This window comes from Haematospirillum sp. H4485 (assembly GCF_012102745.1).
Classification (GTDB): Bacteria; Pseudomonadota; Alphaproteobacteria; order Rhodospirillales; family Rhodospirillaceae; genus Haematospirillum.
Genome location: NZ_JAAVSY010000009.1, coordinates 40,200 through 66,488 on the forward strand (window position 1 = coordinate 40,200; position 26,289 = coordinate 66,488).

A 26,289-nucleotide genomic window follows, 5' to 3' on the forward strand; every position below is an offset into this window, starting at 1 on the left:
GGCCTACCCTCGATCAGAAGCAAAATCCGGATTGTCTCCTGATCAGTCGTGAAGACGTGGCGGCCCTTGGTTTGTAACCGTCAGGGCTGCCAAAGGCCCACTTTGCGTTGCTCCTTCTGGTTCAACCGGCATAGTGATAACAAGCCGGGTGCCTCTTCCAGGTTCGGAGTCCACCGTTATCGTTCCCCCAAGAACACCGGTCACAAGATTGAACACAATGTTCAGACCCAACCCCGATCCACCGGATCCGCGACGGGTTGTAAAGAAGGGATCGAACATACGGTCCCTCACTTCTCCGGATACTCCCTTTCCATCATCAGCAAACACCAGCTCCAGCATACCTCCGACAATCGGACGAACACTGACGGACAGGATGCCTTTCTGCCCTTCGTCATAAGCATGCATGACAGCATTTGTCACAAAATTGGATAAAATTTGGGACAAGGCTCCCGGCCAACTGACAATCTCCAGATCCTCGGGGCAGGAAACCTCAAGACGATGACCGGCTTTCCGCAGCATGGGCCCGAAACTACGCAAGACATCATTGATATACTCCGACAACCGGAAGCGCGTTTTTTCACCCCCGCTCCGATCAACAGCAATCTGTTTGAAACTGTTGATCAGATCTGCCGCGCGCTGGATATTTGCTACCATCAGGGACGTCGTTTCCGTGGCCTGCGCCACAAACTGTTCGAACTCGGATTTACGCAACACCCCTAATGCCATTTGGCGGTTGATCACATTGGCCCGCTCCATCAAGAAAGAAGCGGCTGTCAGGGTCACACCAACCGGGGTATTAATTTCGTGGGAAACGCCGGCTACCAGTTCACCCAGGGATGCCATCTTTTCTGCCTGGATCAGGTCATGGCGGGCGCTGCGCAAATCAGACAAGGCACGCTCTGCCGCCGTGCGCGCCGTTTCCAGTTCCTGCTCGCGCTTCAGCTCGCCAGTAACTTCCCTGAAAATCAGGACCTCCCCCCCGCCAGGCATCACCTGCCGCCGGACCCGCAGTATCCGCCCATCGGCAAAAACAAGGTCAGCACTCTCCATCTCCGAGCCACCATCAGCACCCTGCGAGCGCCCACCCCTTTCCAGAAGACGCACAGCATCGGTATCTGCAGAACCCGGTGCAACGGCAGCTTCCATAACAGATGACAGGGGCGTTCCCCGTCGTCGCAAACCCGGTGGAATACGGAACAAATCACAGGCCCGTCGGTTCCAGGCCACCAGTCGCCCTTCTGGATCGCAGGCAATCAACGCATCGGGTATGGATTCCAGGGTTGCATCCACCAACCGGCTCTGGCGACCAAGCGTTCTGGCCAATTCGGCTACCTGGGTCTCAAGATCACTGTTCAGGGCCGACAGGTGCTGGTAGAGCCTTGCATTCTCCAAGGCAACAACAGCCTGTGCAGCAAGATAGTGCAAGAACTCCATCCGGGCCGGTGTAAAAAGGCCGGCGGTCCGGGCATGCTCCAGCCATAGCATTCCACCGGGTGCGCCGCCTTTTGAGAGGGGCATGCACAGCAAGGAACGCGTCTGGGTATGACTGATATAGGGATCCAGAACGAACGGACCCGTTTTCGTCGCATCATCCAGCAGCACGGGTTCGCCAGTGCTCTCGGCCAAGGCAAAAACAGCCGGACTGAACAGCATCGCAACATCATTCTGCCCTGGATCCCCGGTTACAGCAACCGGCCGCCGGATACTGTCCACCCGCGCTGTTGAGGCATCACTTTCAGCCTCGATAGCCCAGCCATCGCCTCCCCTCAGGAATAACAACCCACGGCTGGCACTTGCAGCACCCATTGTAATTCGTAGAATATTCTCCAGCAGGACCGAGCGCTGAAGCTCGCCGGAAATAACGCGGGCAGCCCGCATGGCGGTCGCAAGATCAAGACCTCCCTCGCGGGATGTTTTAACCGATCGCCCGGGGCGCTCTCCCACATCATCACGCAAATCAACCCAACGGCTGCGCAAAAGAGATACCAGTCCCTCTGCTCCCCAACTGCGTGCAACATCAAGAGCCTGCCGCCGCCACGACAAGGCGATACGGGACTGGCGTTGCCCGTCATGGAAGGATGCCGCCATAAGACAAATCAGGATTTCGTCAGCATAAATACCGTTATCCGCTGCTGTCTGGAAGGCTTTGGCATACAGGCCCTCGGCCACTGTCAGGCGGAACGATACGCGGGCAACTTCGGCCTCGACCAGCAACAGGCGTTGCAGATGATTCACCGGCCCGATATCAGCTCGCTCCTGCATCAGGGGCAGAAAGCGCCGCAGTGCCAGCCGCCGCTCGGATTCGCCAACACTGCGACTGTTCAGAATCGTCAGGAGATAGAGCCAGTCATAAATGGCGACAGATAATGTACCCTCGATACGGCGTGCAACAGCCGCGATACGACGTGCAAACTCCAGGGCATGACCGTATTCTCCACAAATGACCGCGAGAAACAGCACAACAATTCCAGCCCCGCCTGCCAGCGCAGGATGTGCCGAATTGAAAAGACGCTCCAGAAAGGCACGCTCCTCCTCAAGAAGCCCGGGAAGATCGGCAGATACAAGGCTGTCCTGCATCAAAAGACGGCAGGTACGCTGAACCGTCATCAACCAGGGACGAAAGTCACGGCTTCCCGTGCGCTGGCAGAACTCCAAGGTTCCTGAGGTTTCAGAGGCCAGCTGGGGCAAAGACCCACCGTTGTAGAAAGCCAGTTCAACAGAAAGTCCCATGGCCATGACAACAGAGCCATCATCCCCGATACGGCCTGCCTCGGCGGCACAGGCACGCAACGCATCGCGGGCAGCATGCAGGTTTTCCCCCCAATGCAGCCCAAGGCAACGCGCAGCCAGCTCTGCCCGAACCCGCATCATCCCGGAAGGCAGAGCGGCAATAAAACGGACTGTACGGCGGGCCAGACTTTCAGCCAGACGGATACGCCCCTCACTGGCAACCTGCATAACCGCCGAGGCATGTGCGGCAGCAAGGGATCCCGGCGTCCCACTGTCCAACGCAAGCCGGACGAGCACGGTAACAGCCCGCGGAGACAGGGCCGGCCCTGATGGGAAGCAAGCTGTTGCCGCTGTAAACAGAAGCCCCACTGCTGCATCCAGCGAGCGACTGGCATCAGAATTTGCACGAGGTTCTGTCGCCATCAAACGAGGAAGAAGCCAAGACAACCGAATCTTGGTCAGGATACGGCCAAGCCAATTGTCATCGGGCCGAACATTCAGGCCCATGGAAGCAAGAGCAGAAACGGCAACAGCCATAGCTTCCGCCCGGTTCCCTTCTGCGGCAAGGGAAAAAATACGGTACTCGAGAGCCGGTGCTGCCGCCGCAACATCCCCCGTCCCGGCAAGCAAGGCATCCGCAGCATGTTGCAGACTGTCCCTGAAATCCAGTGCACAGGCTGACTCCGCTTGCGCAAGAAAAAGATCATGGGCCAGAACGGGGTGAGACTGCCATGGATCAGGTCCAAGACTGTCGATACCAGAGACGGCATGATCATAGGCCACAGCATAGGCTGCCAGGGCCGCAGCCCGCCGGGCTGCCTCGTGCTCCAGCTCGGCCAGACGCCCCCCAAGCCGGGGGTCATCCGGCTCGATATGGCCGGCGCGCACATGATCCAGTGCTGTAAACAAAAGAACAGAGGGGGCATCGGTGCCCAATTCCTGACACAGGGTCAGGCCAATCATCTGATGGTGAAGCGCCTGATCCTCTTCCGATATCAGGGAAATAACAGCATCACGAACAAGATGATGATTGAATATCAGGCAGGGAACACCGTGACCGCCATCCGGATCAGGAACAGGAGCATGAGGCAAAAGCAGAACGCCACGCTCCAGGGCAATACCGAGACGCTCGAGAATAACAGCGGGAGCAAGGTGTACAACCCGGGTCAAGAGATCCATGGATACAAGAGATCCAAGACACGCCGCCGTCATCAAAATCTTGCAGCACTCTGCCCCCAGGTCATCAATGGCTTGACCCAAAGCGTCGCGGGGCTCATGGACAGACAGGTATTCGGCAAGAGCAACACCATCCCAGGACCACGTCCATGTGGTACGGTCCAGCACAATTTTCCCTTGGTCATTCAATATACGCAACAGCGTGTGAATCCAGAATGGATTCCCCCCGCTGTGGACAATAAGCAGGTTGGCCAGCTCCTCTATACCTGATGGAGCACCGCCGAACATATCTGTCAGCAGGGCAACGACATGATCAACCGACAAGGCGCCAAGCGCGACGAGAGGTGGCATGCTTCCATTACGGTCACTGCGACGCAGCAAGGACGAAACAGGGTGATTGGCCCCCACCGCATCTTCCTGCCACGCGACAACAACCAGTAAGTGGCGAAGGTCACCCTCGGCCAGGATATAACGTACCAGGGCAATACTGGAGGAATCCGCTTCATGCAGATCGTCCATGACCAGAACCAGGGGCCTGGATGGACCGGCAACAGCCTGCAGGAAACGCAAAACAGACCGGAACAATCGCGCCTGGTTCTCACGGAGCGGAAGGGGATCAGGCAAAGGACGGCGGCCAACAATCAAGGCAAGGTCAGGTACCAGATCCAGCAAAACTCCGAGATAATCCGGTGGCAAAGCCTCAAGACGGGCGCGGGCCGCGTGCAGATCCGCCTCTCCACCCCCCAGCAGACCAGCAACAAACTCCGAGAAGGCTTCTGCCAGAACACCATGGGGAGACCGGCTTTCGCGTCCACCAAAACGGGCAACCATGACGGCCATCAAATGACCGGAAAGCGGAAACACCTCATTCACCAAGGTTGTCTTACCAATCCCGGCCGGTCCGCAAACCATGACAAAACCACCCTCGCCATTAAGAACATTGTCGCGACAGCGGCGAAGCATCGTGATTTCGCGTGATCGTCCATACAAGCGACTGGGCTGGGCAAACCGTTCAAAACGATCAAAGCGACCGGGGTGGAACCCTACGGCACGCGATGACGTATCCGTAGCAGGTACAGGGGAAGCAGAAGGTGTCCGGCATGCCAGAAGGTCAGCCTCAAGGCCAACCAGACTCTGGTATCGGTCCTCGGGTGCCGGAGCCAGTAACTTGAGTACAATAGCTGCCAACGGGCGTGAAATACCCGGACTGCGCAAGGCAACCTGAACCGACGAAGAACCGGAGCGTACCAGGTTCCCCGTCAGCATCTCAAAAAGAACGCAACCAAGCGCATAGTAATCATTACGGAAATCATCCGGACGGACAGGTCCGCGACCATCACCATGCACGGAACGCATTTGTGGCAGTTCGGGTGGCAAGGGAAATGTCGCCGGATCTGTCCGGTCCAGAACCGCGTCCAGGTCAGCCAAACGTACGGTACCATCATGATCAAGAAGAACATTGACAGTTGATACATTGCGGTGCAGAAGGCCTGCCGCATGCAGATACGACAGCGCACGCACAAGCCCGATCGAGGTATCAATGAATGTCGTACGGTCAAAGGGACCACGCGAGATCTCGGTTGCCAATGTCCGGGCACCGGTATCAGCCATAACCAGAACAACGCCAGCCTGATCTTCCAGAAAATCGACAGCCGGAGGCGTTACAGTCCCCCCCAGACGAACAAGGAGCCGATACTCGCGGTACAAACGCTCGACGGCATCCAGAGACGGCAGGCCGGTGTTGATATATTTAACCACAACAGCAAGGGCATCGCTATCGCGCCGACCGCGCCATACTGTATGTATACGCCCAGCATGGAGGCATGATTCCAAAGTGTAACCACTAATCAGGCGCATAGAGAACCGGACTCCCCGGCTGAATGTCAAGAAGCGATCATACACAATGGCAGGATAACGTGTCACAATCACTCGCCATTAACGGATTATGCGCAAATATTGACGACGGGGACATGCAATGGCATGACCATAAAGGGGCTTTTACTTTTCATTTCCATCCCCGGATTATCTCGTCCTCTTCTCTGGAATGGCTCCATGTCTTTCCCTGACAGTGTCCCGGTCCTTCGCCCTTCCCTTCCACGGACGGAACATCTCCTTCCATGGCTGAAACAGATCGATGAAACGCGCATCTATTCCAACCACGGACCACTGGCCAATCTGTTCCGGGCCAACCTTGCGTCCTGTCTTGGTGCCCCTCCTGACGCAATCGTCCTTTCCAGCAGCGGAACAGCAGCCTTGACCATGGCACTGCTGGCTCTGGATCTGCCGCGTCCCTCGGCGTGCGCCATTCCGGCCTGGACCTTTCCGGCCTGCGCCCATGCTGTCCTGGCTGCCGGTCTGGAACCTGTACTGTTGGATGTCAGCCAGAATGGCTGGACCATCACTCCGGATTCCGTGCTGGCCGCAGCACACAACCGCCACAAAGGTGCCCCCCCCTTGCGCGCAGCCATGCCTGTCAGGGCCTTCGGACAACCACTGGATCCAGCAGCCTGGGAAGACCTGCAAGACAATCACAACATTGCCGTCGTCATTGACTCTGCATCAGGGTTTGACAGCCTGCGTATTACACATATTCCGCAAGTTGTCAGCCTTCACGCCACCAAATGCTTTGGTATCGGGGAAGGTGGGTTTATCGTATCGCTTGATCTCGCATTCTGTCGTGCTGCCGCATGCTGCGGAAATTTCGGTTACCTCGGGGTACGCAATGCAGAGCGGATCGCAATCAATGGCAAGCTGAGTGAATATCACGCAGCCGTAGGCCTCGCGGCTTTGGAGGAATGGCCGGAACGCCGGTCCCGTCAATACAGCGTCGCCAGGGCCATGCGCCGGTCGTTGTCCACGGTCGATGAGATAAGCCTGCTTCCCGGATGGGGGCAGGACTGGATTACCTCTACATGCCTGGTATCGGCAAAGCCCGCTATCATAGAAAACTTGGAGAGGGATATGGCACGGGCACATATTGAAACCCGCCGCTGGTGGCCGTGTCCCTTGCCGGAGCAACCCGCCTTCGCATCCTTCTCGGCACACGATACACCCGTCGCACAGCATCTGGCACGCAGCACAATCGGGCTTCCTTTTTCCGAAGACATGGATCACGAAACGATACAGCGCATTGCAAATACGGCTCGCGTACACATCCGCCAGAAACAGCCCACAGCATGAACAAACCATATGCCTTCAGGGCACCAAATACCAAAGAAGGATACCCGTACCCATGTCTGCCCGTCGTCGTTTGATTGATACATTCCTGCACAGCCTGGACTTGCCCGAGGGTATTGATATCCATTCCTTGGCCTATCGCGCCGTGCCCGCTTGGGATTCTGTTGGACACATGCAGTTGGTCGCTGCCATAGAAAATAATTTCGAAGTCATGATGGAAACACAGGATATCATAGAACTGTCGAGCTTTGATAAAGCCGTCGAGATTCTTGAGCGGTACGGTATCGATGTATCACGCTGATCTGTCAGGCAAAGTCGCCCTTGTCACAGGGGGAAGCCGTGGCATTGGCCAAGCCATTGCAAGATCTTTGGCCCGATCCGGAGCACAGGTCATTATTACCGGACGACAATCCCGGGAAACCCTGAATAAAACAGCCACGGCAATCCGCGCAGAGACAGGGCAGGACTGTCTTGCCCTGCTTTCAGATGCCGCTGACCCAAAGGCTGTATCCGATCTGTACAGGACAATTGATACCCGATGCAAACGGCTGGACATTCTGGTCAACAATGCCGGTATTCTGGACGATGCCAGACTGGGCATGATCAGTCCTGACAGGATGGACCAGATGTTACGAACCAACCTGGGGGCTGCCCTCTTGAACCTGCAAACAGCCAGCCGCCTAATGCGCCGTGGAAAGCGCGGGGGTGCTGTGGTTACAATCAGCTCGATTATCGGGCTGCGCGGAAATGCAGGACAGGTTGCCTACGCCTCGGCCAAGGCGGGCCTTATCGGCATGACGCTGTCTGCTGCCAAGGAACTGGGGCGTGACCACATACGGGTCAATGCCGTAGCACCGGGCTTCATCGATACAGCCATGACAGAACACCTGGATGAAAAAACGCGACAGAATCACATGGACAGCATTCCAATGGGGCGGCCAGGTACACCCGATGATGTCGCCAGCGCTGTTTGCTTTCTGGCATCCGATGCCGCATCGTACATTACCGGTCAAACACTGGGCATCGACGGCGGCATGGTGATCTGACACGACAGCAGAAAGGCGAGGAAGAGCATGCAACGCCTGATCATTGTTGGCGCAGGCAGCCTTGGTCGTGAAGTTGCCGTGTACGCCAGCCAGTGCCCGGACTTCCAGGTTCCCGTTCTTTTTCTGGATGACACGGGTGCAAGGCCGGATATAGCGGGTCTTTCCCTGCCACAGCCTGAGCCCATAGAGCACTGGCAACCCTCGCAGGGCGACAGGGTTATTGTTGCGCTGGGTGACCCAGAAAATCGCCTTTCCCTTGCACAACGACTACACGACCTGGGCGCCCTGTTTGCCCCGCCGCTTGTTCATCCACTGGCATGGCCTGCGCCTGGTATCCAACCGGGCCCGGGTTGTGTCATTGCACCATTTGTCACCATAGGAACCGGGGCCAGCCTAGGAGCACATGTGCTGGCCAATACTCACGCGGCCATAGGTCATGATGCCAGAGTTGGCGATGGATCAACCCTTGGCCCACACAGTGTGCTCAATGGGTGGGTTGAAACGGGTCGCTGCGTCCTGATTGGATCAGGGGCCGTTGTCACAGCACGATGCCAGATAGGAAATCATGGGCGTGTTGCTGCGGGCTCCGTTGTCTATACACATGTCGGACCAGGATTGACTGCATCGGGGAACCCGGCACGGGCTTTCCCCATGCCCGCAGCAGTCGGAAAATGACAAGCCTGCCATTGTCGGATGCATGCAGGAAAGAGCGTCGTTTATACCGCTATCCTGTCCAGATGAATGCACAACAACAACCGGGCAACACCTTGCCGTCATAAAAAAGCTCGCCGCACCATGCGCCAATGCACTAGAATGCTGCGCTGTGACAGAAACTGGTAACAGAATGGTGTCGGCGTTTTTTTTATAGCCTGCATCTTTTGTTGTTGCGTGTGACGTGTGCAAGAATAGAGGACTTTTATGGCTCGCAAACCAATAGAACTCGGACAGCGATTCAGGGGGGTTGAAAACCCGCGCTCGCTCTGGGAAGTAGAGTTCCTTTATACGGATGGCCACGGCGTTCCGCATGCCCGGTTGCGCAATCTGACAACCCGTGTGGATTCCAGAACGTACAGCTGTGATGTCATTTCTGACCAGCGCCGGTTCCGCCAGGTTGAACTGGAAACAGCCGAGTAAGATATCCCGCTGCCAAAAGAAACGCGCGCCATATTGCAAGACTGGCGTGCGCTTCTTTATGTCTGCACAAAAGCAACAAAAGACCGAACCCACAGAAGGCAGAACCATTAAAAGTAGTATTAATCTGGAATTATACGCGAATAAGGTTTAGGCTCTGGTGACAGACAGCACTGATGGGGAAGCTCTGCATGTCCATACGCCTGAATCATCTACCCGCAACAATGACAACGCGGAATACCGACGCCGGACTCAGATACCTTGAGCGCTGCCTTATGCTGTTCAAGACCATTGATCCGGATATCCCGCTCAACAGCGTGATTGTCTTCGTGCAGGCCTGCCTTGGGCACACCAAGGATGTCTGCTTCCGGGACCTTGCAAGGCAACTGCGAACCTCAACCCCAACGATAGGGCGGCAAGTTGCAGTCCTGGCGGGAAGCGCTGGCGGACTGGGGCTTGTCAGAACCCAACCGGACCAAGACGACGCGCGGCGGCGTATCATCGTACTCAGCCCCAAAGGTGAGACGATCAGGGAACAGCTTGTAGACAGGCACGGCCGCCTGCATGGCTGATGCCCTGACTCCGGGATCCATTCAATTATTTCAGGGAACCGTGGCAATGCTTGTACTTGCGCCCGGACCCGCATGGGCATCCCTCGTTCCGCGAAACCCGCCCCCACGTTTCCGGGTTGGCCGGATCACGCATCGGAGGATGACGCAGAGGCGCATCAGCAGACCCGGCCATGGCATGCGCCATTTCATGCCGGGGATGGGACTCCGGACGGCGTGGAGAACGGACACGGTCCTGAATGTCCTGCTCCGGATCAACCTGCAACTCGACCAAAGCCATGACTTGCGTCACACGTTCGCGAAGATGCACAAGCATCGCCTGGAACATTTCAAACGCTTCACTCTTGTATTCATTCAGCGGGTCACGCTGGGCATAGGCCCGAAGCGTAATCCCCTGCCGTAAATGATCCAGCTGCAAAAGGTGATCTTTCCAGACCTGATCCAGAATCTGGAGCAGCAGCCCGCGTTCCATCATCAGCCAGATATCATCCCCGTAGCGTTCACGCCGGGCCGCCATCTTTTCCTCGACAGCCGCCAGAATACGGTCGTGAAGTTCCTCCTCGGCAATCCCTTCCTCGGCAGCCCAGCCCTGCACCGGAAGATCAAGACCGAACAGCCTCAGGCATTCCTCATGCAGGGTAGGCACATCCCACTGGGACGCCATTGCCCGACGGGGGATACAGCGCTGCACAAGATCAGCAACTGTCTCGGCCCGCATCTGGGCCAGATCAGCCGATACAGTGTCACCCTGCATCAACTCGCGGCGCTGCTCATAAATGACCTTGCGCTGGTCATTCATCACATCGTCGTACTTCAACAGATTCTTGCGAACCTCAAAGTTCCGTGCCTCGACTTTCTGCTGCGCTTTCTCCAAGGCCTTGTTGATCCATGGATGAACAATGGCCTCGTCCTCACGCAGACCAAGCTTGCGCAACATGCCATCCATACGCTCCGACCCGAAAATCCGCATCAGGTCATCTTCCAGTGACAGGAAGAAACGTGATGCCCCGGGGTCTCCCTGACGCCCTGAACGGCCCCGCAGCTGGTTGTCGATACGACGGCTCTCGTGACGTTCCGTACCGATCACAAACAGGCCACCCGCAGCAAGCGCCTTTTGCTTCTTGTCTTCCACGTCGGCACGAATAGCTGCAATACGGCGGGTACGATCAGCCTCATCGGTGACCTTGGCCAGCTCGATCGCCACACGCATATCCAAGTTGCCGCCAAGCTGGATATCCGTCCCGCGACCGGCCATGTTCGTCGCAATGGTCACGGCACCGGGAACACCAGCCTGCGCAATGATATGGGCTTCCTGCTCGTGATAACGGGCATTGAGCACCTGCGGCTTGATCTTCTTGTCCTTGCGCAGAAGATCCGCAAGGTATTCAGACTTCTCGATCGAGGTGGTACCAACCAGGCAAGGCTGCCCCCGCTTGTGACACTCCGCAATCAGGTCGGCAATGGCCTTGTACTTGTCCTTGGCCATGCGATAGACCTCATCATCTTGGTCATCACGGGAAAAGGGACGATTGGAGGGGATCTCGACCACCTCCAGATTATAGATTTCCATGAACTCGCCAGCTTCGGTCATGGCCGTTCCGGTCATACCGGCAAGCTTGGGGTACAGGCGGAACAGGTTCTGGAACGTGATGGAGGCGAGAGTCTGGTTCTCGTTCTGGACAGCCACGCCTTCCTTGGCTTCAAGCGCCTGGTGCAACCCCTCGGAGTAGCGCCGCCCGTCCATCATACGACCGGTGAATTCGTCAATAATGACGACCCGGCCGTCCTTGACGATATAATCCACATCACGTGAGAACAGGGCATGCGCCCGCAGGGCTTGCTGGGCATGGTGCACAAGGCTGACATTGTTCAGGTCATAAAGCCCGCCCTCACCCAGAAGCCCGGCCTGACGCATGATCTGCTCGACAAACTCGGTTCCTTCTTCGGTAAAGGTAACAGTACGGGCTTTTTCATCCTTCTCATAATGCTCGGGACGAACATCGCGGATCAGCCGATCAACATCCGCATACAGGCTTGTCGACGTTTCCGACGGACCGGAGATAATCAACGGCGTGCGGGCTTCATCGACAAGAATGGAATCCACCTCGTCAACAATGGCGTAGTGAAAGGACCGCTGGACCATATCCTCCAGGCGGAACTTCATGTTGTCGCGCAAGTAGTCAAAGCCGATTTCGTTATTGGTCCCATAGGTGATGTCGCAGGCATAGGCGGCCTGGCGCTCGGCATCGGACATGGCGTTGACAATCACCCCGGTCGTCAGCCCCAGGAACCGGTACAAACGCCCCATCCACTCCGCATCACGGCTGGCAAGGTAGTCGTTCACGGTCACAACGTGAACACCCTTCCCCGTCAGGGCATTGAGGTACGTCGGCAAGGTGGCCACCAGGGTCTTCCCTTCCCCGGTCTTCATCTCGGCAATGCGACCCTGATGCAGGACAATCCCGCCCATGATCTGGACGTCAAAGTGCCGCATGCCCATAACCCGGCGGGAGCCTTCGCGTACCGTGGCAAAGGCATCGACCAGCAGATCGTCAAGGGACTCCCCCGCGGCCAGACGCTCCCTCAGCCACTGCGTACGTCCTCTCAGGGCCTCGTCAGACAAGGACTCCAGGGACGGCTCCAGCGCGTTGACAGCATCAACCGTGCCGCGCAGGGACTTTATCAAGCGATCATTGGCGGTCCCGAAAAGCCGCCGGGCAAGAGCACCAAACATTAAAAACCTCAAGACATCATGGGGCGTAACGACACAGGGACATATCGTACAAGGCCGCGACCACACATAGTGCCTGCCATCGGCAGTGTCAACGAAAGCGCGGATTTTATGCCGCCGCAAGCCTTGCCAGAAAGCGCTATCTGTGGTGTTGTACTGCCCGTTCCGGGGTTGCCTGTACACCCGGATTGTGTGGTCTGCTGTCTCCATTGGGGTTCAAAGAGGGTTTGTCATGTCTGTTTCCTTGATTCGCGGTACGATCCTGGCCGTGGTTGTTGCCTCTGCTGCCGCTGTGGCCGCCTATTTTGCCTATGGTGACATCAGCACCGACGAACAGGCACCAGCCAACGATCCGGTTGTGGCCACCATTGATGGCGAGAAGATCCACAGATCCGATCTGGAAAGCCTGAAGGAACAAATCACAAAGCAGGTTCCACAGCTGGCATCCGTTGATCTGGACGCCGTCTACAAGGGGCTTCTGGACCGGGCCATTGACCAGAAGCTGGTCGCGCGCGAGGCTGGAAAGACCGGCCTTGCAGACAGTGCGGATATCAAGACTCGCCTGAAGGAAGTGGAGGGAGAGCTGGTCCGCCACGCCTGGATTGCAGAAGCCATAGAGAAAAAGCTGACCGATGAACGCATCAAGGCCCGCTACGAAGAGCTGGTCAAGGACGTACCCAATGAAGAAGAGGTACGTGCCCGTCACATTCTGGTCGATGATGAAGGCAAGGCCAAGCAACTGATCGCCAAGCTGCGCAAAGGCGCCAAGTTCGAGGATCTGGCCAAGGCTGAAAGCCAGAATCCAGGCCCATCCGAAGATGGTGACCTTGGGTACTTCACCCGCGCCAATGTCGTGCCGGAATTTGCCGATGCCGCCTTTGCCATGGAAAAAGGCGATATCTCCAAGGCTCCCGTAAAGACCCAGTTCGGCTGGCACATTATTCAGGTCAGTGACAAGCGCCCGGTTCAGCCCCCGAAATTCGAGGACGTAGCCGAACAGATCCGTGAGGAGCTTACGGCAAAAGTGGCGGCAGAGGTTCTGTCAGACCTGCGTAAAGAGGCTGCTATCGAAGTCTTCAATGCCGACGGCAGCAAGCCGACCGACTGACAAGCCATCCTGATACAGGCATTTGACATACCGGCGGCCCCGCTAGGGCAGCCGGTATTTTTCTTCGGAAAGCGTGCTCTTTCACGCCCTATCAAGGGAAATCTGGCTCAATGTCCGAAAACCACACCCCGCCCGTCACAGCGCATGCGAATCCGTGGTTCCACGACGTGGAGACAGCCGGCTGCCTTGCCCACTTCCCGCTCGTAACCCAGAAGACGCTGATATACCCCAGCCATACCCATACATCGCCAGATCAAGACCTTCTGCTCACCGCAGAAAGCAAGCCCGGAAAAGAACAGCTTGGATACGTTCGGTTACGCTGCACAATAGATGGTTGCTGCACAATGTGGGTGGAGAACGCAACACCCCTGCTGTGTGGACAACAGGCAACCATCGTCCTGCGGACCATTATCGATTTCGTATTCAACAGCCAACCTGTTGCACAGATCCTGCTGAACGATCATCCTTTCAAAGCCGATGACGCACATGCAATACTTGACGCCCTTGGCTTCATGCAGGCACCTCAGGGCCTGATCCTGGAGCGCGGCTCCTTCCGCAGCCATACAACACGGCGCACGGTTCTGGTCAGCGCAGCGGCCCTGATTGATCCGGACAACCGGATTCTCCTCCAGAAAAGACCGGCAGGTAAGCCCATGGCAGGTCTATGGGAATTTCCGGGGGGCAAAGTCGACCCGGGGGAAACACCCGAGCAGGCCTTGGTACGAGAACTGTACGAAGAGCTTGGCATTGATATTCGCACTGGCTGCCTGGCTCCGCTGACTTTTGCCAGCCATCACTATGATGATTTCCACCTGTTGATGCCTCTTTATATTTGCCGGCAATGGGAAGGAACACCGCGCAGCCACGAGGAACAGGAGCTGGCATGGGTTTCTCGACAAGCCCTGCGCTCCTACCCCATGCCCGAGGCCGACCTTCCCCTGATCCCAATCCTCGACATGTGGCTGTAGGGCAGAGGCAAACAATAACAGGTCAGAACAAGTCAGAAGCACATGAGGCCGCCAGGCACAGGGTTTTTAACACGCCTTGATTGTGCTAGAATGCCAAGAGCTTGGTTGCTGTCACCGCAGCCCCGACGTCGGAGGCGTACCCATGTTCCTGCGCTTGGTCCTGTCCTGTACTCTCCTTTTTCCGGTACTGACGCTTCTGCGCCTGCTGGCCCAGCCGGTCCATGCCACCGAAACAGGGGAGCTTCAGCGTTTGGGGACTTATGGAGAATGGACCGCCTACACAGCAACGGAGAAAGGGAAAAAGCTGTGCTACATGGCAAGCCAACCCCTGAAGGCAGAAGGTGACTATATCAACCGCGGTGACATCTTTGCCCTGATCACGCATCGACCTGCCCAGAATGCCCTTGATGTGTTCCAGATTGTAGCCGGTTACACGTACAAGGATGGAAGCTCGGTTGAACTGAAAATCGGCAAGAAAACATTCTCCCTGTTCACAAGCGGGGGGCGGGCGTGGGCTCACGACTCCAAGACTGACACAACCATCAGCACCCAGATCCGCAAAGGCAACGAAATGGTGATTCGGGGAACATCTTCCCGGGGCACGCTTACCACAGATACATACAGCCTGAGCGGCGCTACCCAGGCCTGGGAGGCCATCAGCGAGGCCTGTGGGGTCAAGAACGGCTGAAGAGCAGCGTCCCAGCGGTTAAATGCCACCTTGGCACTCAACAAGAGGCTGGAAACCTCTTTATAGAATGCCCAGAGAGCGCTATACAGCGGGCATGACAGATACATCCTTCATGAAAACCCCGCAGGTAGAGATCCCGGTTTCTGCCGCCGGCCACATCCCCAACAACCCCGACCATCAGGGACGCGAGGACCTGATAGGGCTTTCCCGCGAGCAACTGGCTGAGCGTTTTGCTCTTCTTGGCGAGAAGTCGTTCCGGGTGAATCAGGTCTGGAGCTGGCTTTACAATCGCGGGGTCCGGGATATTGACGCGATGACCAACATCTCGCGCGAGACCCGAGCAAAAATGCAGGATGTCTTCCATATCTCGCGTCCCTGCATCACAAGCCAGCAGGATTCCGAAGATGGAACCCGCAAGTGGCTTCTGAAGTTCGGGGACAGGAATGAAGCAGAAACGGTCTACATTCCGGATCGGGACCGGGGATCGGTATGCATCTCCACCCAGGTCGGGTGTACGCTAACGTGCCGCTTCTGTCATACCGGCACACAAAAACTGGTACGGAACCTGGGTGCCGCCGAGATTGTCGGCCAGTTCCTGACCGCACGGGATTCCTACGGTGAATGGCCGACACCCAATGAAACCGGGCGGCTTTTGTCGAACGTGGTTGTCATGGGGATGGGGGAACCGCTGTTCAACTATGACAATACGGTCACGGCCCTGAAGATTCTGACAGACCCAGATGGCATTGCCTTGTCCAAGCGGCGGGTCACCCTGTCAACATCCGGTGTTGTGCCGCGGATGTATGACCTTGGCCGGGATGTCGGGGTCAACCTGGCGGTTTCGCTGCATGCGGCCCGCGATGATATTCGCGACCAGATCATGCCGATCAACAAGAAATGGCCCCTGAAGGATCTGATCAAGGCCTGCCGGGAATATCCGGCTGTATCGAATGCCCGCCGCATTACATTTGAGTACGTCATGCTCAAGGGGATCAACGATTCCGACGCCGATGCGCGCGAGCTGGCACGTCTGGTCCGGGGCATTCCCTGCAAGTTCAACCTGATTCCCTTCAACAAGTGGCCCGGCAGTGATCTGGAATGCTCGTCGTGGGACCGAATCGAGCGGTTTGCCGATATTCTGTGCGACCTTGGCTACTCGGCTCCTGTCCGTCGCCCGCGTGGACGGGACATCTTGGCTGCGTGCGGACAGTTGAAGAGCGCCAGTCAAAGAGAACGTCTGAAAAATCGTCAAACGACCGAAACGCCCTCTGCGGCCTGACTAGAAACAAGTCTCCTGCACGGGAATACGGGATAGCAGCCTCTCTTCCCGATCAGGCTTTCAGGAACCTCAGGATTCGCTTGTTCTCAGAAAACAAGCGCGGCATGACAGCGCCAACCAGGCTGAGAAGCGTGGGGGCAAGTTGAAATTCAACCTGAAGTGTCGTTTCTCCATGCACAGGGCATGACCATTGCACAGTCAGGCTGGACAGTCCAAGTGTACACAAATGGATTTGCCGGGCTTCAACTGGAGGCATACCATCACATTCCATCGACAATACAGAGGGTCCAGCGTTGCCCGCGCTCCTACGGAAGGTCAGATAGCAATCCTTGGAAAGAAGAGCACAGGCCAAACCATGACCATCATCGTGCCACTCAACATCTGTGGCAACAAAGGCAAGTTCCATCTTGCACGATTCTCCGAAAAATAAAGAAAGAGGCTCTTTCACCTCCACCTCAAATAATGTGTAGGCGTACAATATCAGCGAAGCTTGAAAAGAAAAGAAGAAACGCTCACATCCGCGTGATCTCCTTTTGTTGCGCAGCAGCCGTGTTTACGCATCAATACATTCCTTCACCTTGAGATGCATGAAGACGTACAATACAATCACCATGCCATTTCAAAATGGGGGAAGAACCATGGATGCACTGTCAACGGCCAGCACCTTGGAAACCATGGGGCGCCTTGCAACACGCCGGAACATGATGACGTCATTTGTCCGTCAGCAAGGAAATGTCGATAAATTACTGGTCGAAACCTTGGACAAAGCAAGCCAGAGAAGCGCTATACTCTCTGCACTTGGACCCGGTCGCGGGCTGAACGTGGATATCTCGGTCTGAGACAACGAGTACTTCACGTCAAGCCTGTGTCAAGAATCAAGAAAGGCACGACAATAAGGAAGAGTCGTGCCTTTCTTGGCTTGAAGATCGTTCAGAAATCAAACATTGAACAGGAAGTGAAAGACATCACCGTCCTGAACAACATATTCCTTGCCTTCCAGACGCAGACGCCCAGCCTCACGCGCGCCGACCTCTCCCTTGCAGGCGACATAATCCGCGCAAGATATCGTCTCGGCACGGATAAAACCGCGCTCAAAGTCCGAGTGAATAACGCCGGCTGCCTCGGGGGCCTTTGCACCACAGCGAACTGTCCAGGCGCGCGCTTCCTTGGGACCAACCGTGAAAAAGGTCAATAAACCAAGCAGAGCATGCCCGGCCCGGATAATCTGGGATAATCCGGCCTCCTGAAGGCCCAGATCTTCAAGGAAAGCGGCCTTCTCATCCTCATCGGGCAACTGGGCAACCTCGGACTCAATAGCCGCAGAAATCACCACCATTGCCGCGCCTTCCACCTCGGCTTTCCCGGCAACTTTGGCCGAAAACGCATTGCCTGTTGCGGCTGCGCTCTCCTCAACGTTGCAGACGTACAGGACAGGCTTGGCTGTCAGCAGCTGGAGCAAACGAAAAATTTTGCCTTCATCCGCTGAAGCGGGCACAAAAAGACGTGCAGGCTTTCCGGCACGCAACAGATCAAGGACAGGCTCCATGACAGCCAGATGGTCCTTGGCCTCTTTCTCTCCTGAACGTGCTTTCTTCACGATCGGAACAATGCGTTTTTCCAGACTTTCCAGATCCGAGAGCATCAGCTCGGTCTCGATCGTCTCTGCATCACGAAGCGGATCCACACTGCCTTCGACGTGCGTGATATTGTCATCTTCGAAGCAGCGCAGCACATGAACAATCGCGTCTGTCTCACGGATATTGGCCAGAAATTGGTTTCCGAGTCCCTCACCTCTGGAGGCTCCCCGCACCAAACCCGCAATATCCACAAACTCCAGACGGGTCGGAATAGTCTCTTTGCTACCGGCAATCCCGGCCAGAATATCAAGGCGCTCATCCGGAACAGACACACGCCCCGTATTGGGCTCAATGGTACAAAACGGAAAATTCGCCGCCTGGGCTGCTGCCGTTGATGTCAGCGCATTGAAAAGGGTGGACTTTCCCACGTTGGGCAGTCCGACTATACCACAATTGAAGCCCATTCAGGCGCTCCCTTTATCTGTATCTTGTGTTGCCTCGCCGCCCGATACTGCGGCAGGCTTTTCTTTCTTCGGACGAGGCGGTTGGGTCGCTGTTGTGACCCGGTTCATGAACCCCGCATGGTCCCCGTCAAGGATCAAATGAAAATGAAGGGACACCGCATCAAGGAAAGGGGCCAGCCATACAGAATCCGACTTGGCAAAGTCACCCAGAACCCACTTGTTGACCAAAGCCTTGTCGTGCGGTCGACCAATCCCGAGACGAACGCGCCAGTACGCATGCCCAAGGTGCGCGTCAATATCGCGCAACCCATTATGCCCTGCATGCCCCCCGCCCTGCTTTATACGCAAGCGCCCGGGAGACAGCTCCAGCTCGTCATGCAGCACAAGAATATTAGACAGGGGAATCTTGTAAAACCGGGCAACTTCTCCAACACACAGGCCAGACCGGTTCATGAAGGTCATGGGCTTGAGCACCATCACACGCTGCCCGGCAATACTGCCATCGGCCAACTCGCCATGGTGTTTGCTGCGCCAAGACGAAAAGGAATGGCGACGAACCAAAGCGTCCGCCGCCATAAAGCCGACATTGTGGCGGTTTCCAGCATACTCCGCACCCGGATTACCCAGACCAACCACAAGCCACATTGCTTTTCTTCCTCTACAGGTACCCCGGAAGAATCCGGGAAATACCTTTTATTCTTCGCTGGCAGCCTCTGCAGCAACATCAGACTTCAAGCCTGAAGGTGCTGTAATGGAAGCAATGGTAAAGTCACGCTCTGTCACAGAGGGACGGACCCCTGTCGGCATCGCAATGTCAGAAATATGCACGCTGGCATTCAGCGCCACATTTGACAGATCAACGCGGAACGATTCGGGCAGGTCATCTGCCTTGGCAATAACAGGAATGCTGTGACGCACAATATTCAGCACACCGCCCTGCTTCAGACCCGGGCACTTGTCCTGGTTCACAAACTCGACCGTTACATCGGCATGAACCGGGGTATCGCGATTGATACGCAGAAAGTCAATATGCTGCGGCGCGTCGGTCACAACGTGAAATTGCACGTCATGGGCCAGAGCACGGTGCTTTGTTCCATCCGGCATTTCCAGATCATACTGGCGGCTGTAAAAACCGGACTTATGAAGGGCCGCAACAAGCTGACGCGGGTCCATCTGTACCAGCACCGGAGCCTGCCTGTCGCCGTAGATGACGCCAGGAACAAGCCCCTGACGACGGACGGCGCGGGCTGCCCCCTTACCTGCCTTTTCGCGCGCTTCAACCTTGAAGGTAACAACATCAACCATGGTTGGATCTCCACAATAACATACCACGGCCAGCCTCCAGGGGTGCTGACCCGGGCCCGTCGCAAAGACGGGAATGGGGCGTCATACACCAGTCGGGCCGGCATTGCAACCGACCCGACCCAGACCTTCCATCAATGCAGGAAGCCATAAACCATGATCATCGCAATGGAAGCAGGTGCAACAACCTTTAACACCCAACCCCAGATAGTTGACAGCGGAAAGGCCAACGTACCGTCATTTGACACCTCTGCACTGATCCGGGGCCATACAATCCAGCCCGCAAAGATACAAACAGCCAAACCGCCGGCAGGAATCATGACCTTGGTTGTCAGATAATCCAGCAAATCCATAAAGCCCATGCCGAACAGGGTCATGTCGGACATGACACCAAATGACAGGGAGCTGGGAATACCGATCAAGAACGCCACCCCGCCCAGAACAAGGACTGCAGTCTTGCGCGAAACCCGCAGTTCATCCATCAGATAGGCAACTGGAACCTCCAGCAAGGAGACCGACGATGTCAGGGCAGCAAAGAGCAGCAGAGCAAAGAAGGCTGTTCCAAACAGAACACCACCGGTTATTTGCTGAAAGATACCGGGCAAGGTAATAAAGGTCAGACCCGGACCAGCCCCCGGCTCGATACCGAAAGCAAACACAGCAGGCATGATAATAAGACCAGCAAAAATCCCGACGCCTGTATCCAGAACAATGATCCACAGCGTTGAACGCTGGATATTCTGTGAACGATCCAGATACGAGCCATATGTAATCAGGATACCAAGCCCGATCGACAACGAAAAGAAGGCTTGGGACAAGGCCGCAACCAGCGTATTGCCACTGAACTTCGAGAAATCGGGCCTGAGGTAAAACTCAACGCCGGCAGCAGCCCCATCCAGGGTCACAGCGCGGACAGCAAGGAACACCAGAATAAGGAACAAGGCCGGCATCAGGAACTTGTTGCAACGCTCGATTCCGGAGCCAATACCACGAAGAACAATCAGAACGGTCATCAGCATGAATAAGGCATGATAAACCAATGGCTCAATCGAGTTACTGACAAACCCGTTAAACACACCTGTCAAGTCAAGCCCTGCCTCCATAAGGGAGCCATCAATCATCTTGACAATGTAAGCCAGGGTCCAGCCACCGATAACACTGTAGAAGGTCAGCACAAGAAAGCCGGAAAGAACACCGAGGTAACCCGCCAGTGACCATGCGCCCCCTCTCAGGTTTGCAAATGTACCAACAGGATCCTTCTGCGCGGCGCGTCCCAAGGCAAGCTCTGCCAGAATAAGCGCGGCGCCAATCGTCAAAGCCAGGACAAGGTAGGTAATGACAAATACAGCACCACCATTCTGTCCCACAAGATAAGGAAATTTCCAGACATTACCCAAACCAACCGCTGACCCTGCAGCGGCCAGTATAAACCCAAGCTTTGAGCCCCAATGCTCGCGCGTCATTATAAAATCCTTTATTTTCTGTAACCGACCAACACCCCGTAGAGAAGTCGGACCCGGCTGCGCACCCGGATAACCGGTTTGTTTCTTTTTATAACCCCTTGCAAAATTGCCGGGACAACACGGTATGCACAACAATGCAACCCGATGAAAATAGTTTTCGATTAATTGTTTTCGGTCAATCTTTTTTCTTCATAAAAAAAGCGACCCTTCTACCAGAATGAGCCGCTACACAAACACTATGAGGCAGAAGTCAGTCAAACAAGCTGGACACAGACCGTTCGTCAGAAATACGGGCAATCGCTTCTGCCAAAAGAGAACTGATCGAAATGGGACGGATATTGGATGCCATACGAACCGATTCCGTAGCCTGGATCGAATCCGTGACAACCATTTCCTTCAGCGGCGAGGCGGCAACCCTTGCAACAGCACCACCGGACAGAACGCCATGGGTCACATACGCCGAGACGGCCGTTGCACCGGACTCTGTAAGAGCAACAGCAGCATTGCAAAGCGTTCCGGCCGAATCAACAATATCATCAACCATAATGCAGGTACGGCCACGAACATCGCCAATGATGTTCATGACCTCGGAAACACCGGCCCGTTCCCGCCTTTTGTCGATAATGGCGAGATCAGCATCGATACGCTTGGCCAAAAGGCGCGCACGGACAACACCACCAACGTCCGGGGACACAACCATCAAACGCTCGCCATCGTATTGCTGACGAATATCATTGGCAAAAACAGGGGCTGCAAACAGATTGTCCACCGGAATGTCGAAAAAACCCTGAATCTGGCCGGAATGCAGGTCAAGGGTCACAACGCGGTTGGCACCGGCCTGGGTAATGAGGTTGGCAACCAGCTTGGCTGTAATCGGCGTACGGGGGCCTGTCTTGCGGTCTTGACGCGCATACCCGAAATAGGGAATGACCGCAGTGATGCGGCGTGCCGAACCCCGGCGCAGGGCATCAAGGGTAACAAGCAGCTCCATCAGGTTGTCATTGGCGGGATAAGAGGTCGGCTGAATAACGAACACGTCCTCCCCGCGCACATTCTCATGGACCTCAACAAAGATTTCCATATCCGCAAAGCGACGGATACTTGCATTGGTCACATCAAGACGCAGGCAGGCCGCAATCGACTCAGCCAGCGGGCGGTTGGCGTTGCAACCCAGAACTTTCATGAAAGCAGTCTCCCGCTGCAGGGCAACAGACACAGTGTCAACATACATCCCCGCACAGCGGCTATCCCGAGATTCCGGTCCAGGGGCGGGCGGACCATAACAACCCTGACATCTCCTGTAAACAGGGATCAGGGACCATGGCTCCCCGTTTTATGATCACTGCGTCGTACCGCCTCGACAGAGGCTTTGCGCGAATCCAGCACATCAAGAACACCGGCACTGCCACCTTGGGCAATCAGGACCGCCAAGGCTGGAAAGCGTGCCTTCAATGCAGCATCCGGCACCACGTTCTCCTGCGTCACGGTACCGGGACTTTGGCCCGAAGAGTCCTCCACATACCACACCATCCGCACCAGGGATTTCCCCTTGCCTTTGTCAGACACAGGGTGATGCGACAGGGTTCCCGTTACCGTCAACACGTCAGAACCAGGCGAAGCCACATCACCTGGTTGCTGAACCGGGATACCATCCTGACGCAGGGCAACCTCCATGGCGCGCTGCAGCAGACGCCCTTGCGTATCCGGCAAACCGCGGATAACGACCCGCAGCACAACATCCCCTGATCCACCGGAAGGACCGTTGCCATGAGGAGAATGGCTACCAACCTCCCGCTCCAGAAGCGGAACCACAGCAGCAACCACGCTTGCGCGATCCTGGTCGGGATTCTGGGTAATCCGTTCGATATCCGCCCCATCAGGCCCCGACAGGGACCAGCGTAGAGCGCCGACATCATACTCCTCGGCCTCACCACGAAAGGTATAGCCAATGCCATGGGGGGCGAAGAAAGCCGGAATCCCGGCAATCCTGAGAGCATGCACCATATCTTCGGCAGCTTGCCTGTCCTGCGGAGCAGGCAGGCCCTTTACAGGAGGAACCGCGACACCGAAAGCCCCGGGCAACATGGCAAGGGGAGCAGACGCACCGCCGGACACATGGGAGAAAGGACGCGGCACATCACCACACGCTGACAGGATCGTCCCTGCCAACATCAAGGCTGATACAAGGAAACCCCGCCCCCTCATGGCTACTCCTGCGGTTCAAGCATAATAACGGAAATCTGACGCCCTACCGGCCCCTCTTCCCGCAAGGTTGCCCGTCGGTGGCTGAAGAAACGGTCCTCCTCACGGAACGTGTCACATGGCGTTGGCATAATCGTACCAACATCCAGACGGGCAAGCTGCCGGGCCACATACCCCGGAAGATCAAACAGGAAATGACCCGCCCGGCGGGATGGGGCCAAGAAACGGTCATCATCAGGATCCCGTGACAGGATATGCTCCGGAAAATCAGGTCCAACCTCGTAGGAACGCTGGGCTATGCAGGGGCCAATGGCCGCCGCGATGCGGCCCGGCTTTGCCCCCAGCGCAACCATCTTGCGGACCGTGCTGTCAAGAATACCGCCAACGGCACCGCGCCAACCCGCATGGGCCGCAGCCACAACACCAGCCACCCCATCCGCCAAAAGGACAGGGGCGCAGTCAGCGGTCAGAACAGCCACTGCCATACCCGGTGATGCTGTAACCAAGGCATCCGCCACAGGAATCGCGCCATCCAGAAACGGGGCCTCAACAACCACAGCGTGAGCCGTGTGGTTCTGGCTGGCAAGAACAAGACGGTCCGGAGAAAGATCAAAAGCACCGGCAACACGGGCGCGGTTGGCCAGAACCCGCACAGGATCATCACCAACAGACAAACTGACATTCAGGGAGGCAAAAGGCCCCTCCGAAACACCGTCATGACGCGTGAAGAATCCGTGGCGAACCTTGCTCAGGCTGTTAAGGGCAGAGACAGTAATCATCAACAGAACTCAAACCCGGGAGGAATAGAAAGATCGGGGCTGTGAACACACAGAACCTTGAACAGGGAGCCCATCTCCGATGGATGTATCAAACGGCGCAATCCTGATGAAAGATTCATTGCACGCGCTGAATCAACACCGGCCGCACGCGTCAGGACGCGCCCCCTCTGCTCTGCCCCCAGCGACGACAGGAAACGGCCCTGGCCAACAGGCCCACACACACTGGCCCCGGCAGCCCGCGCAACCTGGGTCAATCGTTCGAAATCAACATGGGACGTCAGATCGGTATTCCCCGGATCCTCCAGCGGCGGAACAAACGCATGGTTCCGAACCGCTTGCAGGGTATCACCGGGCGCACTGCGTGCATAACCATAATCCACCAGCAGCATAGCACCTGCCTCGCGCAGAAAACGGCCGGACAAGGTATCAACAATAGCGCAGGCCGCCGGGCAAATCTCTGCCACCATGCCGACATCAGGCTCATCAAACCAGACATCCACAGGATCACCGGCTGTTGTCAGAACAAAATTGCCCGCATCATCCACTGTCACATGACGGCGCAACCATCCAGACCGGGTATATTCAAACTGCTCGATCGGCAAGGCGTCAAAAAATTCATTGGCCAGAACCAGCAGCGGACCATCAGGAAGAGAAGAAACCCCATCATGCCAAGATACCGGTATGTGCGGACTCACAGCCTCCAGAGCCTGGTGCTGGAGCTGCCTGAGCACGGGACTACGCTCGACCAGATGGACGGATGCAGCCTCCAGGAAACCCGGCACACACCGGACAACCCGCAGAACATCGGCCATCAGAACGCCACGCCCTGGCCCAAGTTCGACCAGGGAAAACGACGCGGGAGACCCCATGGACTGCCACACCACGGCAGCCCACAACCCGACAATTTCGCCGAAAACCTGGCAGATCTCGGGGGCTGTCGTAAAATCACCATCCTGTCCGAAGGCACGACCGCTGGCGTAATAGGCATCCGCAGCCTGCTGCATGAAAGACACAAGCGGAACCGGTCCCGTTGCAGCAATTTCAGCACGCAAACGGTCACCCGCAGAACTCACGCCGGACGTTTCCATGCCCATGACATCAACCAGATTCCAAACACGACCATAGGCAGGGACAGGATCTGCCCCATTGATATCCCTCCCCAGAATACACCAAGAAAGGCATCCGGTTCGCGAAAGAATTCGACAAAAAACCGGGCACATCCGTAACCGGCCATGCCAACACCCGTCAGCACGCCAAAGCGAAGACGAACAGCCGGGAAACGAAAAAAGAGCACATGCATGACAACCAGCAGCGCCAGCCCTTCCAGGCCGGCCTCATACAGCTGGCTGGGATGACGCGGATCGGGACCAGCGCCGGGAAAGACCATGGCCCACGGCACAACGGATGGATCGGCAACACGGCCCCACAGCTCACCATTGATGAAGTTGGCCAAGCGCCCGAGCATAAGCCCGAGGGGTGCAACCATGGCCGCAAGATCAAGCAAGAAGAGCAACGGGATGCCCCGGAACCGGCAAAACAGGATGGTTGCAACCAGAACACCCAGAAAACCGCCGTGAAACGACATGCCGCCATGCCAAAGCGCGGCGACTTCCAGCGGATTGTGAAGATAATAATCCGGTTTGTAGAACAGCACGTACCCCAGGCGCCCCCCCAGAACCACACCCAATGTAACCCAGACCAGGTAGTCATCGATTTCGGGATCGCTGAGAAGAATCATCCCGCTGCCCGCTATACGACCTGCCAGATACTTCATCAACTGCCAACCACCGAGCAAGCCGGTCATATAGGCCAACGCATACCACCGGATAGCCAGGGGACCAATCTGCAGGGCCACCGGATCAAAAGCCGGAAACATCAAGGGTTCACTCATTCACACAT

At 56.4% G+C, this 26,289-nt stretch carries 23 protein-coding genes; 11 read left to right on the forward strand and 12 right to left on the reverse strand.

The features are described 5' to 3' along the window. Window positions 1-42 precede the first annotated feature (42 nt). Window positions 43-5,829: an AAA family ATPase gene (locus tag HEQ61_RS07800; protein WP_168020412.1), complete on the reverse strand. Its 5,787-nt coding sequence runs from the start codon at window positions 5,827-5,829 to the stop codon at window positions 43-45. A gap of 129 nt (window positions 5,830-5,958) precedes the next feature. Here HEQ61_RS07800 and HEQ61_RS07805 point away from each other — a divergent pair, with 129 nt between their 5' ends. From HEQ61_RS07805 to HEQ61_RS07830, 6 genes are all read left to right on the forward strand, one after another. Then, window positions 5,959-7,086: an aminotransferase class I/II-fold pyridoxal phosphate-dependent enzyme gene (locus HEQ61_RS07805; protein WP_168020414.1), complete on the forward strand. Its 1,128-nt coding sequence runs from the start codon at window positions 5,959-5,961 to the stop codon at window positions 7,084-7,086. Between the two features lie 52 nt (window positions 7,087-7,138). After that, window positions 7,139-7,384, forward strand: coding sequence for an acyl carrier protein (locus tag HEQ61_RS07810; protein WP_168020416.1), 246 nt, complete (start codon window positions 7,139-7,141; stop codon window positions 7,382-7,384). Next, a complete protein-coding gene (locus HEQ61_RS07815) occupies window positions 7,371-8,129 on the forward strand; it encodes an SDR family NAD(P)-dependent oxidoreductase (RefSeq protein WP_168020418.1) in 759 nt (252 codons plus the stop codon). The genes HEQ61_RS07810 and HEQ61_RS07815 overlap by 14 nt, the downstream gene beginning before the upstream one ends. 27 nt (window positions 8,130-8,156) lie before the next feature. Further along, window positions 8,157-8,804 (forward strand): acetyltransferase, encoded by a 648-nt coding sequence (locus HEQ61_RS07820; protein WP_168020420.1) that lies wholly within the window; start codon window positions 8,157-8,159, stop codon window positions 8,802-8,804. A gap of 243 nt (window positions 8,805-9,047) precedes the next feature. Beyond that, window positions 9,048-9,263: a hypothetical protein gene (locus HEQ61_RS07825; protein WP_168020422.1), complete on the forward strand. Its 216-nt coding sequence runs from the start codon at window positions 9,048-9,050 to the stop codon at window positions 9,261-9,263. Window positions 9,264-9,451: 188 nt separating this feature from the next. Next, entirely contained in the window at window positions 9,452-9,832 is a 381-nt protein-coding gene (locus HEQ61_RS07830) for a MarR family winged helix-turn-helix transcriptional regulator (RefSeq protein WP_168020424.1), read from the forward strand. A gap of 25 nt (window positions 9,833-9,857) precedes the next feature. Here the strand turns inward: HEQ61_RS07830 and secA are convergent, their stop codons facing one another. After that, a complete protein-coding gene (gene secA, locus HEQ61_RS07835) occupies window positions 9,858-12,563 on the reverse strand; it encodes a preprotein translocase subunit SecA (protein WP_168020426.1) in 2,706 nt (901 codons plus the stop codon). A 229-nt stretch (window positions 12,564-12,792) separates the two neighbouring features. Here secA and HEQ61_RS07840 point away from each other — a divergent pair, with 229 nt between their 5' ends. From HEQ61_RS07840 to rlmN, 4 genes are all read left to right on the forward strand, one after another. Then, on the forward strand, window positions 12,793-13,668 hold the full coding sequence (locus HEQ61_RS07840; RefSeq protein WP_168020428.1) for a peptidylprolyl isomerase: 876 nt from the start codon (window positions 12,793-12,795) through the stop codon (window positions 13,666-13,668). Between the two features lie 512 nt (window positions 13,669-14,180). Further along, window positions 14,181-14,636: an 8-oxo-dGTP diphosphatase MutT gene (mutT, locus tag HEQ61_RS11600; RefSeq protein WP_168020511.1), complete on the forward strand. Its 456-nt coding sequence runs from the start codon at window positions 14,181-14,183 to the stop codon at window positions 14,634-14,636. Window positions 14,637-14,778: 142 nt separating this feature from the next. Beyond that, the gene (locus HEQ61_RS07850) at window positions 14,779-15,324 is read left to right on the forward strand and encodes an invasion associated locus B family protein (RefSeq protein WP_168020430.1); all 546 of its coding nucleotides are present in this window, start codon (window positions 14,779-14,781) and stop codon (window positions 15,322-15,324) included. A 67-nt stretch (window positions 15,325-15,391) separates the two neighbouring features. After that, complete coding sequence (rlmN, locus tag HEQ61_RS07855; protein ID WP_415877253.1) at window positions 15,392-16,603, forward strand: 23S rRNA (adenine(2503)-C(2))-methyltransferase RlmN; 1,212 nt, start codon at window positions 15,392-15,394, stop codon at window positions 16,601-16,603. 52 nt (window positions 16,604-16,655) lie between these two features. On the opposite strand, the gene HEQ61_RS07860 is transcribed toward rlmN, so the two are convergent. Continuing rightward, complete coding sequence (locus tag HEQ61_RS07860; protein WP_168020432.1) at window positions 16,656-17,009, reverse strand: hypothetical protein; 354 nt, start codon at window positions 17,007-17,009, stop codon at window positions 16,656-16,658. 232 nt (window positions 17,010-17,241) lie between these two features. Between HEQ61_RS07860 and HEQ61_RS07865 the strand changes: the two genes are divergently transcribed. Further along, complete coding sequence (locus tag HEQ61_RS07865; RefSeq protein WP_168020434.1) at window positions 17,242-17,442, forward strand: hypothetical protein; 201 nt, start codon at window positions 17,242-17,244, stop codon at window positions 17,440-17,442. A 98-nt stretch (window positions 17,443-17,540) separates the two neighbouring features. On the opposite strand, the gene ychF is transcribed toward HEQ61_RS07865, so the two are convergent. From ychF to lgt, 9 genes are all read right to left on the reverse strand, one after another. Continuing rightward, window positions 17,541-18,644 carry a redox-regulated ATPase YchF gene (ychF, locus tag HEQ61_RS07870; RefSeq protein ID WP_168020436.1) on the reverse strand — a complete coding sequence of 368 codons (1,104 nt, stop codon included), beginning with the start codon at window positions 18,642-18,644 and terminating at the stop codon, window positions 17,541-17,543. Next, window positions 18,645-19,289 (reverse strand): aminoacyl-tRNA hydrolase, encoded by a 645-nt coding sequence (pth, locus tag HEQ61_RS07875; RefSeq protein ID WP_168020438.1) that lies wholly within the window; start codon window positions 19,287-19,289, stop codon window positions 18,645-18,647. Window positions 19,290-19,337: 48 nt separating this feature from the next. Next, the gene (locus HEQ61_RS07880) at window positions 19,338-19,949 is read right to left on the reverse strand and encodes a 50S ribosomal protein L25/general stress protein Ctc (RefSeq protein WP_168020440.1); all 612 of its coding nucleotides are present in this window, start codon (window positions 19,947-19,949) and stop codon (window positions 19,338-19,340) included. 131 nt (window positions 19,950-20,080) lie between these two features. After that, window positions 20,081-21,409 (reverse strand): sodium-dependent transporter, encoded by a 1,329-nt coding sequence (locus HEQ61_RS07885; RefSeq protein WP_168020442.1) that lies wholly within the window; start codon window positions 21,407-21,409, stop codon window positions 20,081-20,083. A gap of 250 nt (window positions 21,410-21,659) precedes the next feature. After that, entirely contained in the window at window positions 21,660-22,592 is a 933-nt protein-coding gene (locus tag HEQ61_RS07890) for a ribose-phosphate pyrophosphokinase (protein WP_168020444.1), read from the reverse strand. 128 nt (window positions 22,593-22,720) lie between these two features. Continuing rightward, window positions 22,721-23,614, reverse strand: coding sequence for a hypothetical protein (locus HEQ61_RS07895; RefSeq protein ID WP_168020446.1), 894 nt, complete (start codon window positions 23,612-23,614; stop codon window positions 22,721-22,723). A gap of 2 nt (window positions 23,615-23,616) precedes the next feature. Continuing rightward, window positions 23,617-24,390, reverse strand: coding sequence for a peptidoglycan editing factor PgeF (gene pgeF, locus HEQ61_RS07900; RefSeq protein WP_168020448.1), 774 nt, complete (start codon window positions 24,388-24,390; stop codon window positions 23,617-23,619). After that, window positions 24,390-25,463, reverse strand: a complete 1,074-nt coding sequence (locus HEQ61_RS07905) for a class I SAM-dependent methyltransferase (RefSeq protein WP_322099227.1) — start codon at window positions 25,461-25,463, stop codon at window positions 24,390-24,392. Before HEQ61_RS07905 ends, pgeF begins: the two co-directional genes overlap by 1 nt. Then, window positions 25,460-26,281: a prolipoprotein diacylglyceryl transferase gene (lgt, locus tag HEQ61_RS07910; RefSeq protein WP_168020451.1), complete on the reverse strand. Its 822-nt coding sequence runs from the start codon at window positions 26,279-26,281 to the stop codon at window positions 25,460-25,462. The genes HEQ61_RS07905 and lgt overlap by 4 nt, the downstream gene beginning before the upstream one ends. Window positions 26,282-26,289: the final 8 nt, after the last annotated feature.